The sequence below is a fragment of the Streptomyces sp. WELS2 genome, assembly GCF_013870595.1.
Taxonomy (GTDB): Bacteria; Actinomycetota; Actinomycetes; order Streptomycetales; family Streptomycetaceae; genus Streptomyces.
The window spans coordinates 1-10,592 of sequence record NZ_JACBWZ010000155.1; the positions used below are offsets into that span (position 1 = coordinate 1).

Annotated in this window: 8 protein-coding genes; 6 read left to right on the forward strand and 2 right to left on the reverse strand. The window is 72.0% G+C overall.

Features of this window, described 5'->3' with window-relative positions; genetic code table 11:
* Positions 1-112: 112 nt before the first annotated feature.
* On the forward strand, positions 113-409 hold the full coding sequence (locus H5J33_RS12485) for a hypothetical protein (protein WP_181794970.1): 297 nt from the start codon (positions 113-115) through the stop codon (positions 407-409).
* Between the two features lie 217 nt (positions 410-626).
* Complete coding sequence (locus H5J33_RS12490) at positions 627-2,381, forward strand: SpoIIE family protein phosphatase (RefSeq protein WP_181794971.1); 1,755 nt, start codon at positions 627-629, stop codon at positions 2,379-2,381.
* A gap of 219 nt (positions 2,382-2,600) precedes the next feature.
* Here H5J33_RS12490 and H5J33_RS12495 read toward each other — a convergent pair whose 3' ends face one another.
* Positions 2,601-3,764, reverse strand: a complete 1,164-nt coding sequence (locus H5J33_RS12495; RefSeq protein ID WP_181794972.1) for a cytochrome P450 — start codon at positions 3,762-3,764, stop codon at positions 2,601-2,603.
* Between the two features lie 347 nt (positions 3,765-4,111).
* Between H5J33_RS12495 and H5J33_RS12500 the strand changes: the two genes are divergently transcribed.
* The 4 genes from H5J33_RS12500 to H5J33_RS12515 all read left to right on the forward strand — a co-directional run bounded on the left by H5J33_RS12500 (position 4,112) and on the right by H5J33_RS12515 (position 8,870).
* On the forward strand, positions 4,112-4,639 hold the full coding sequence (locus tag H5J33_RS12500; protein WP_181794973.1) for a hypothetical protein: 528 nt from the start codon (positions 4,112-4,114) through the stop codon (positions 4,637-4,639).
* Positions 4,636-5,910: a glucarate dehydratase family protein gene (locus tag H5J33_RS12505; RefSeq protein ID WP_181794974.1), complete on the forward strand. Its 1,275-nt coding sequence runs from the start codon at positions 4,636-4,638 to the stop codon at positions 5,908-5,910. The genes H5J33_RS12500 and H5J33_RS12505 overlap by 4 nt, the downstream gene beginning before the upstream one ends.
* 82 nt (positions 5,911-5,992) lie before the next feature.
* Positions 5,993-7,504, forward strand: coding sequence for a sodium:solute symporter family protein (locus H5J33_RS12510; RefSeq protein WP_181794975.1), 1,512 nt, complete (start codon positions 5,993-5,995; stop codon positions 7,502-7,504).
* 43 nt (positions 7,505-7,547) lie between these two features.
* On the forward strand, positions 7,548-8,870 hold the full coding sequence (locus H5J33_RS12515; protein WP_181794976.1) for an SGNH/GDSL hydrolase family protein: 1,323 nt from the start codon (positions 7,548-7,550) through the stop codon (positions 8,868-8,870).
* Positions 8,871-9,165: 295 nt separating this feature from the next.
* Here the strand turns inward: H5J33_RS12515 and H5J33_RS12520 are convergent.
* A partial coding sequence (locus H5J33_RS12520) for an alpha-L-arabinofuranosidase B (protein ID WP_181794977.1) occupies positions 9,166-10,592 on the reverse strand: 1,427 nt, incomplete at its 5' end.

Here is a 10,592-nt window from a genome sequence, read left to right on the forward strand (position 1 = left end):
AGACGCACCGCCGCCGCTCCGGCCAGGCGCAGCACACCGGGATCCGGTCCGCACCGCGGGCCGGGTCCGCCGGCCCCGCCCGGTTGTCGGTGGCGGATGGAAAGCTGGTCGGGTGAACGGAGACGAGCAGCTGCTGAACCGCCGCGTCTACGGCGCGGACCACGACGACCCCTACCCCGGCCCGCTCCCGCACCGCACCTACGCCGAACTGGTCGGCGGGCCGCTGGACGGCCTGCTGCTGGACATCCACGGGTGGCGGGCCGAGGAAGTCGACGACGGGGTCGCCCTGGCCACCGAACTCTCCCGGTGGCCCGGCGGCCGCGCCCTGTACGACCCGCGCCCCGGCGAGCCCCGCACCTCCGGGCCCGGCGTCGGCTGCCGCTTCCACTACTCCGGCGACGCGCCCTGACCAGCACGTCGGCGGCTACGGGCCACTCGCCGTACAGTGGCCCCCACGTTACGTCGACATCCGCCGGCCTTCATGACCACACCGGGCTTCGGCCGGCGCACATGCGCAGCTGACGGCGGCAAGCCGGGGGGAGCCGGCTTGCCTGTACATCGGGGCACTCGGGGAAGAGAAATGCCGGAGAGCACGAGCGCGCCGGCGAACAGCACGGCCGGCGGTCATGAGGGAGGCACACACCGTGGTGGAGCCGGACAGCATCAGGAGTGTCGGCCGGCGGTCCCCTGGAGCGGGGGACACCGCGCTGGCGGAGGCACTGGCCGCCATCGGTGCGGGCGCGTACGTGGTGGATGACAAGGGGTGCATCATCGCGGTCAACGCGCGTGCCGAAGAACTGCTGGCCCGGCCGGCCGAGGAGCTGGTCGGGCGGGACGCGCACGATCTGCTCCACCGCGACGCCCACGGCCAGCCGATGCCGACCAGCCGGTGCAGCATGCGTTTGGCGTTCCACGCCAGGAACCCGGCGCAGGCGGCAGGGGACTGGTTCTCGCGCGGCGACGACTCCCTGCTGCCGGTCTCCTGGCTGGTCACCCCCTATGACATCCAGGGCTCCGAAGCCGCCACCCTCGTGGTCTTCCACACCGACCGGCGACCGGCGTGCGACCGGCGGCAGCAGGGGGCCGTCCTGCGGCCGGAGCCGCTGACCGAACTCGAACGTCTGGCCCTGCTGGCGGAGACCACGACACAGCTGACCTCCACCCTGGACGTCCAGGAGGCCCTGCGCCGGCTCGTGGGACTGGTCGTGCCCCGGCTGGCGGACTGGGTGATCATCGATCTGATCACGGAGGGTGACGAGGTGTGGCGCAACACCGTGGTCCATGCCGACGGCCACACCCTGAAACACCACGAGGAACTCGAAGGGCCCATGCCCCCGGTGCCGGAGCAGTCCCCCATGCCCCTGTCCAGAGCACTGCGCGGGGTCGCCTCGACCGTGGCCGGCCCCGAGACCTACCGGCAGACTCCGGATTCCGGCATCGCCGTCGAGCAGCGCCGCCTCTTCGAGGCGAGCGGCATCCGCTCCGCCGCCATCGTCCCCCTCCGCAGCGCCCGGGAGGTGCTGGGGGCCCTCACCCTGGGCCGCGCCGACCAGACGGGCGACTTCACCACCGCGGACCTCCCCCTGATCGAGGACATCGCACGCCGTGCCGCGCTCGCCGTGGACAACGCACGCCTCTACCAGCGCCAGCGCAAGGTCGCCGAGACCATGCAGAACCACCTGCTGCCCCGGCTGCCCGTCCTGGGCGGGCCGCAGATGGTCGCCCGCTACCTGCCCGCACCCGACGCCTCCCAGGTCGGCGGCGACTGGTACGACGCCTTCCAGTTGTCCGACAAGGCCACCGCCCTGACCATCGGAGACGTCGTCGGCCACGACCTCGAAGCCGCCGCCGGCATGGCCCAGGTACGCAACATGCTCCGCGCCTACGCCTGGTCCCAGCAGGATCCGCCCAGCCGCATCGTCGAACGGCTCGACGAGGCCGTCACCCACATCACCAACGTGCCCATGGCCACCATGATCTTCGCCCGCCTCGACGCGATCGGCGACGGCCACTGGGAGCTCTGCTGGACCAACGCCGGCCACCCACCGCCCCTGCTCATCACCAGGGACGGCCTCACCCGCTACCTCACCGACGGCCACGCCATCCTGCTGGGCACCGGAGTCCGGGAGTCCCGCCCCGACGCCACCACCGTGCTGCCTCCCGGATCCACCCTCCTGCTGTACACCGACGGCCTCATCGAAGCAGCCGGTCACTCCCTGGACGAGGGTCTGGGCCGGCTGCGTCAGCACGCGGCCGCCCTCGCCCACCGCCCTCTGGCTGCCTTCACCGACCACCTTCTGCGCCGGGTCCGCCCCGTCGACAACGACGACGACGTCGCCCTTCTCGCTCTGCGCACCCCGGTCGAACCCGCCGGGAGGTAGCGCCGCGATCGGCCGGGGAGACCGACACCGGTCCGCCGGACCCGCCTTCGAGCCGCCGGACCGGTGAACCGGGTGCCGCACGCGGCTCCCTGCCGGGCTCGGGACGGCCCGGAAGCCGCAGCGGCTTCCGGGCCGTCATCGCCGTGGTGCTCAGTACCAGTACCAGCGGCGGGCGGGCTTGTTGCTGAAGATGCGTCGCATCGATGCGGCCATGGCTGCTCACCTCCCTTCCCTGTCGTGCTCGCTTCCCCCGTGGCGTGGGGTGCGGTGGAGCATGAACGGTCGCGGAACATTGCCTTCGGAGATGACCGCGCGGGTGTCGCCGCCGGTGACGGTCAGGCGGGCGTCGCGGGTGAGCGCGGTCAGCGACTCGGTCAGCAGCGTCTGTGCCACCGCCGCGCCGGCACAGATGTAGGGGCCCGCGCCGAACGGTACGTAGGAGCCGTGTTCGCCCGGCTCCTCCCAGCGCTCGGGCCGGAACTCGTAGGGGTCGGTCCAGCGGCCCGTCTCGTGGTGCATCAGGTACGGGCTGACGGAGAGGAGGTCGCCGGGCCGGAAGGCGACGCCACCGAGTTCGACGGCGTGCGGGACGGTGCGGCCGAGCAGCCAGGGAATCGGGCGGTGCCGCAGTGCCTCCCGCACGACCTGGTCGGCGGGCCAGGGCCACGGCGTGTCCGCCGTGTGGTGCAGGCAGCCCAGCAGTACCGACCATGCCAGCGAAGCGCTGATGGGCACCACGATCGCCCGGTACATCATCAAGTGCAGCCCGGCCAGCGTCCGGTCGGTCACCTCGGCGGGAGGACATACGCCGAGCAGGGCGTCCAGCACATCGCGGGGCGGCTCGCCGGCGGGGTGCCGCCGACGGTGTCGTACCTCCTCGGTCAGGGCGGTGAGCAGCCCGGCCCGCAGGAACTCGGCCCGCGCTCGCCGCCAGGCCCGGGGTGCGTGGAACACCACTCCCCCACGCATCGCCTGATCGGTCAACCCGCTTGTCCGGGCGGCACTTTCGGGGTGCAGCAGCAGGTCGGCCAGGCAGCGGTGCACCAGCGCATCGCCGGCGGCGGGCCAGCGGCCGGCCGCCGGGAGCGCGGTCACCGCCCGGGTCAGCTCGGCGCGGTACCTCGGCAGGCCCGCGCGCAGGAAGTTCCGCACCGCGTGGCCGACTTCGACCTGTGCGTGTCGCGTGGGCAGCAGTTCGTCGAAGAATCCCGACTTCCCCGTGTTGTACGCCGGGCTGCGCAGCAGGCTCTGCGCCAGGTCGGAGTCCGCGACGCAATAGCCGCCATGGGGAAGCCGGAACACTTCCGTCCCGCTGCGGCGGCGCAGGGTGTCGATGCACTCCAGGGGATCCCGCCGAAACCGGCGTTTTTCTCCGATTCTCATCGAGCCATCTCCTCGGCGAGTCTCCCGGCGGGGACACGGAGCCTGTCCGGCACTGCCCCTCCATCCGGGGAATCCCCGTCCGGACGTGCGGAAAACGGGCATGATGCCGCTATCACCCATGCGAGCTAAATAACATATAGATTGATAAATCTGCCGCCCTCGGATTCGAAAGTTTCGCTGGACGTTCGGCCGATTGCGATCCGGGCGACCGCAGGGTGTGCGCCCGCCAGCCCAGATGGGCGCTGCACACACCTTGACCCGGCTCGGCCGTTGACCATACATTCCCTCACGCCATTCGTCATCATGACGGCCATTCACATATGTGACAGTCACCGGATGAGGTCAGCGTGCTGAAGGGCGTTCTCTTCTTTCCCGTCACCCCGTTCACGGAAGATGGTTCGGTAGACACGGCGAAACTTTCGGCGCACGCGCGGGCCGCCGAGGAGGCCCGAGCGGGCGGGCTGTCGCTGATGCCGCCGTACCTGGTCACGGGACCGCCCGCCGGGCTGGTCGCCCATGGGCGTGAGGCGATCGCCGGCTCCCTGCCGGTGATCCTCTGCCGGCGCGGCACCGCCCGGTTCGACGTCCCTGCGGCTGTGGAAGTCGCGCGCCCGCCACGGATGGCGGGTCTGAAGGACGGCACCGGTGACCTGGACCCGCCGGCCCGGACCGTGACCGCGGTCCGGGCGGACCCGGCCACCGGCGGACGCGGTTTCCAGTCCTCCGACGGGATGCCCACGGCCGAGGGGACCAAGGCGGCCGTCCGGCTGCGCGGCCTCGACGTGGGGGGCGTGCGTCCACCGCTGACCGATCCGGCGCCCGGGCATCTCGCCGAACCGGAGGAGATCATCGCGAGGGGGGAGGCGATCCGGTGAGCGCGGACCTGCGGATCAGCCGTGTCGACATCACACCGGTGGCGTTCAAGGACCCCGCCCTGCTCAACGCCGTCGGTGTCCACGAACCCTACGCCCTGCGCGCCGTGGTCGAGGTGACGACGGACCAGGGCATCGCCGGGCTGGGCGAGACCTATGCCGACGAGGGGCACCTGCGCCGGCTGCGCTCGGCCGCCGACGCCATCACCGGCATGGACGTCCACGCCCTCGGCCCGATGCGCCGCCGTATCGCCGGTCTGATCGGCGACGACCGCGGCGGCGACGGCCATGGCCTGACCGGCATGATCACCACCAGCAGCACGGTGGACCGGGTGTTCTCCCCGTTCGAGGTGGCCTGCCTGGACATCCAGGGCCGGGCCGCCGGCCGTCCCGTCAGCGATCTGCTCGGCGGTGCCGTACGTGACGAAGTCCCGTACAGCGCCTACCTGTTCTACAAGTGGGCCGCGCATCCCGGACACGAGCCCGACGAGTGGGGACCCGCCCTGGACCCGTACGGCATCGTGGCGCAGGCCCGGCGCATGGTGGAACGGTTCGGCTTCGGGGCGATCAAGCTCAAGGGCGGTGTGATGCCGCCCGAGCAGGAGGTGGAGGCGGTTCTCGCGCTGCGCGAGGCGTTCCCCGGCGTCCCATTGCGCCTGGACCCCAACGCCGCCTGGACCGTGGAGACTTCGCTGAAGGTGGCCCGCCGGCTGGAAGGCGTCCTGGAGTACCTGGAGGACCCGACCCCCGGCCAGGAGGGCATGGCCCGGGTCGCCCGGGAGGCCCCGATGCCACTGGCCACCAACATGTGTGTGGTCGCCTTCGACGAACTGCCCTCCGCGGTCCGCGACGACGCGGTCCGGGTCGTCCTGTCCGACCACCACTACTGGGGCGGCCTGCACCGCTCCAAGCTGCTCGCCGGGATCTGCGCCACCTTCGGCATGGGCCTGTCCATGCACTCCAACTCCCATCTCGGCATCAGTCTGGCCGCGATGACACACCTGGCCGCCGCCACCGAGAACCTCACCTACGCGTGTGACACACACTGGCCGTGGAAGGACCCGGCGGAGGACGTGATCGTCCCGGGCGTGCTCGGCTTCCGCGCCGGCGCGGTCGCCGTGCCCCGCTCCCCCGGCCTCGGCGTGGAACTGGACCGTGACGCGCTGGCCCGGCTGCACGAGCAGTACCTGCGCTGCGGCCTGCGCAACCGGGACGACACCGGGTACATGCGCCGGCTGGACCCGTCGTACGAGAAGAAGTCACCGCGCTGGTGACCCCCGGCGGACCCCTGCCCGCCCCGCCTGGTCCGCCGACGTCCGTACTTCTTACCGCCGTTCACGACAAGAAGGTCCTCCCATGCACTGGCTCGACTGGGCCGCCGTAGGCGCCTACTTCCTGGTGATGCTCCTGATCGGCCTGTGGTCGCACCGGCGTGTCGACGACGTGTCCGACTACTTCACCGGCGGCGGCCGGATGCCCTGGTGGCTGACCGGCATCTCGCACCACATGTCCGGCTACAGCGCCGCCGTCTTCGTCGCGTACGCCGCGGTCGCCTACGACTACGGCATCACCGTGTACGTGTGGGCCTTCCTGCCGCTCGCCCTCGGCACCGGCGTCGGCGCCTGGCTCTTCGCGCCCCGGTGGAACCGGCTGCGCGAGCGCTACCGGGTCGCCTCCCCGCTGGAGTACCTGGTGCGCCGCTACAACCTGCCCACCCAGCAGGCGCTGGCGTGGAGCGGCGCCCTGCTCAAGGTCTTCGACGTGGCCGCCAAGTGGGCCTCGGTGGCCGTGCTGCTGAAGGTCTTCACCGGTATGCCGATGACCGACGGCATCCTGCTGACCGGCGTCGTCACCCTGCTGTACTGCACGGTCGGCGGGCTGTGGGCGGACGCGCTCACCGAGTTCGGGCAGTTCGTCATCCAGGGCGTGGCCGCGCTGTCGATGATGTGGGTCGTCCTCGACCGGCTCGGAGGCGTGTCCGGCCTGGGCACGCTGTGGCACCGGCTGCCGCCCGGGCACACCGACCCCCTCGTCGGCCCGTACACGGCGGGCTTCCTGACCGCGTACGTCGTCGTGAAGCTCTTCGAATACAACGGCGGCATGTGGAATCTCGCCCAGCGGTACATGGCGACCGACTCGCCACGCTCCGCCCGCCGTTCGGCCGGGCTGTCGGCGGCCCTCTACCTGGTGTGGCCGGCCGTACTGCTGCTGCCCGCGGTCGCCGCGCCGGTGCTGATGCCGCACATCGCCGAGCCGCAGCAGACCTACGCCCTGATGGCACGGTCGTACCTGCCCACGGGCCTGGTGGGGCTGACCCTGGCGGGCATGTTCTCGCACACCATGGCCATGGCCTCCTCGGACGCGAACGCCATCTCGGCGGTGGTCACCCGGGACATCCTGCCCGCCGTCCTGCCCGGTTTCCGCGAGGTGGGCACCGAGCGCGGACTGCGGGCGGCGCGTGTGGTCACGGTCGCCTTCATCACCGTCTCCATGGTCGTGGCCATCGAGGCCGATCACTTCGGCGGGGTCCTCGGCATCATCGTCGGCATGGTCGCGGCCGTCATGGGCCCGATCTCCATTCCGATGCTGCTCGGGCTGCTGCCCGCCTTCCGGCGCTGCGGGCCCCGGGCGGCCCTCACGTCGTGGGCGCTCGGTCTCGGCGGCTACTTCTTCGTCAAGTACGGCCTGGACGGCGCCTCCCAGACCACGGTGGTCGTCACCCCGCTGGTCACCTCGCTCGCCGTCTACGCGGGCCTGGGCCTGTTCCTGCCCGAACCGGACGCGGAGGCGGACGCCGTGGTGGCGGCGGTCTCCGGCCCGGAGCCCGGCTCCGGCACGGCCACGCACCCGGTGGCGGAGCGGGCCTGACACCCACCAGCCCAGCAACCTGACCAGTCGGAGGAACCTTCTCATGAAGCGAGCAGCGTCATTCGTGGCCGCCGCCGCGGCGATCGCCGCCACGGTGGGCCTCTCCCCCCACTCGTCACCCGGCGCCGACGGCCCGCGAAGCGGCGTGGCCGCCCCCGCGCGGCCCGCGGCCATGACGGCCGGGAGCGGACGGTGGACGGACACCTGGGCGTCCATGCCCCAGCTGACCGAGCCGGGCAACATGCCCCCGGCGCCGTTCACCCAGAGCGACCGCGTGTTCGACAACGCCACCCTGCGGCAGACCGTGCACGTCGGGCCGGGCGGCAAGCGCATACGGCTGCGGCTGTCCAACGCCTTCGGCGGGGCCGACCTGCCCGTCACCGCCGTCTCCGTGGCCCGCCCGGCCGACGGCAAGGCGGGCGTCGGCGCGATCGTGCCGGGCAGCTCCCGGCCGGTGACGTTCGGCGGACAGCCGGGCTTCGACATCCCCCAGGGGGCACAGGCGGTCAGTGATCCGCTGGACTTCGACGTGGCGCCGGGCAGCAACCTCACCGTGACGCTGTACCTCGCGCACGGGCAGGCCTCCACCGCCATCACCTCACACCCCGGCTCCCGCACGACGTCCTACCTGCTCGCCGGCGACCACCTGGACGACGCGGACCTGGCCGGTGCCACGACCGTCGACCACTGGTACTTCCTGAGCGGGCTGGAGGTGTGGTCGCGGCACACCTCCTCGGCCACCGTCGTCCTCGGCGACTCGCTCAGCGACGGCCGCGGCTCCACGACCAACGGCAACGACCGCTGGCCGGACCGGCTGCGGGCGCGGCTGGCGTCCCACCCCGGCACGGCGGACATCGCCGTCGTCAACGAGGCGGCGGGCGGCAACCGCGTCCTGCGGGACGGGCTGGGCCCCAACGCCCTGGCCCGGCTGGACCGGGACGTCCTCGCCCGCAGCGGCGTCGACCGGCTCATCGTCTTCGAGGGCGTCAACGACATCGGCACCGCCGGCACCTCCCCGGCGGACGCGCGGCGGATCGCGGCCGAACTCATCGGCGCCTACCGGCAGATCGTCACCCGCGCCCACGCCCAGGGCATCCGGGTCTACGGCGCCACCCTCACCCCCTTCGGCGGCCACGGCTACGACGACCCGGCCGGCACCCACGAGTCGGCCCGGCAGCAGGTCAACCAGTGGATCCGCACCGGCGGCGGATTCGACGCCGTCATCGACTTCGACCGCACGGTCCGCGACCCGGACGCCCCCGGCCGGCTGCTGCCCGCCTACGACACCGGTGACCACCTCCACCTCAACCCGGCCGGGTACCAGGCCCTGGCCGACGCCGTCCCGGTCACCCTGTTCCACCGCTGAGCGACGCCTTGCCCGAGCCACGACCACGGACGGCCGGTCCCCCGGGGACGGAGGGGACCGGCCGTCGCCTCAAGGAGCAAGGAGGGCGGGCGGATTGCTATGGGAGCGCTCCCATGCTAGGAACACCGCACGGCGACCACAATGAGCGCGGCAGAGATTTCCGGGCCGATCGGCGGGTAAGCGAAACTGTCACCCGCGTCGAATACGAGCACACAAGACGGCCGTGCCACCGGGGTGGGTGGCACGGCCGGAGTGCGGGTGTCGCGTGGCGGGCATCAGGCCCGGGAGGCGGGCGTCAGGCCCAGGGGGAGGTCACGACCCAGCTCGTGTCGTCGGCCCAGGCGGTGGCGTTGTCCCAGGCGTGTGAGCCGCCGTGGCTCGCGACGTAGACGCCGTATTCGTAGTGCCGTACGAAGTCGCCGGGGTAGTTGGCGGACCGGAGGGAGACGCCCTGGCCGTTGTGGCCCGGCTGCGGGCAGAACGTGGCGTCCAGCCTGGACAACGCGCTGCTGTCGATGGTGTCGACGCGCAGCCGGAAGTCGTAGTGGCGCAGGTACTGCCCCGGCTTGTCGGCGGACTCGAAGGAGACGCAGGAGGCGTCGCCCAGGCCGGCGCGCACGGTCCAGGTCGCGGCGGCCTTGTCGGCGGACGGGCTGGCCGAGGAGACCGCGCCGATGGCGGCGTTGTTGTCGGCGGTGTCGTGCCGGAGGTAGTCGGCCGTGCAGCAGGAGGTGGTGGCCCGCAGCGAGACCCTGGACCCCACGGCGGGCGCGCCCGCCACGGGGGAGGCGGTGTACCCGGCCGCGTTGATGTTGGCCTGTACGGCGTTCTCGGTGGCGTCCGACGGGTAGCCGGACGTCATCACGCCCTCGTAGAAGGTGCCGGCGGAACCGTTGCTGTTGTCACCGCCGATGCCGAGGATGATGGCCCCTTCCTTCCTCATCGGGTTGTAGCCCGAGGCGTTGGGGCGCGGTCCGTCGTAGTAGGTGGACAGGCCGCCCGACTGGGCGTTGCCGCCCCGGATCGCCCAGTGGTTGGGGCCGCCCTTGACGACGGCGGTGAGGAACCGGTGACCGGCGCTGGGGTCGTTGGCGTTGTAGCCGCGGTTGACCCCGGAGAACAGGCCGTTCTCGAGGTCGGCCATGACCCAGGGGCCGTTGCCGGTGCCGTAGCCCCAGGTCTTGCTGTTGCCGAAGTAGATGGCCTCCATCGTGCCGTTGCCGTTGTCCCGGCTGTTGGTCTCGGCGTTGCCGTAGTCGAAGCAGCAACCGCCGTTGTAGTGGCTGCCGTCGAGGAGCGCGTACATGCCTTCCGGCTGGTCCCCGGTCGCGATGCCGTTGGTGTTGTTGTTCCGGTAGCCGGTGCCGGGCGCGATGAAGACGCCGTACGCCTTGTGGCCGCCCACGGTGACCGGCGCGGCGGACGCCTCGGCGAGGTTGTCGTAGCCGCCCGCGGCGGGACCCTGGAAGCCGCCGGGCGGCGCCTGGGTGAGGTGGTTGCCGCGCCCGGACTGGTCGTAGATGACGGTGATCAGGCAGCTCGTGCCCGCGCAGAAGGAGTCCTGCGCGGCGGCGTCGGCGTAACCGCCCGAGCCGAGCGCGCCGATGTCCCGCGTGGCGCCGTCGGAAGCGCGCTTCACCTGGTAGAGGCGGCCGTTGTACGCGGAGTACAGGGCGCGGGTGGTGCTGTGCGCGGCCACGCACGGTGTGCCGCCGGCCGCGT

Excerpts from the sequence above, each read along its gene's own strand:
- H5J33_RS12490 (WP_181794971.1), top strand. The coding sequence starts at position 627 with ATGAGGGAGGCACACACCGTGGTGGAGCCGGACAGCATCAGGAGTGTC.
- H5J33_RS12495 (WP_181794972.1), bottom strand. The coding sequence starts at position 3,764 with ATGAGAATCGGAGAAAAACGCCGGTTTCGGCGGGATCCCCTGGAGTGC.
- H5J33_RS12510 (WP_181794975.1), top strand. The coding sequence starts at position 5,993 with ATGCACTGGCTCGACTGGGCCGCCGTAGGCGCCTACTTCCTGGTGATG.
- H5J33_RS12515 (WP_181794976.1), top strand. The coding sequence starts at position 7,548 with ATGAAGCGAGCAGCGTCATTCGTGGCCGCCGCCGCGGCGATCGCCGCC.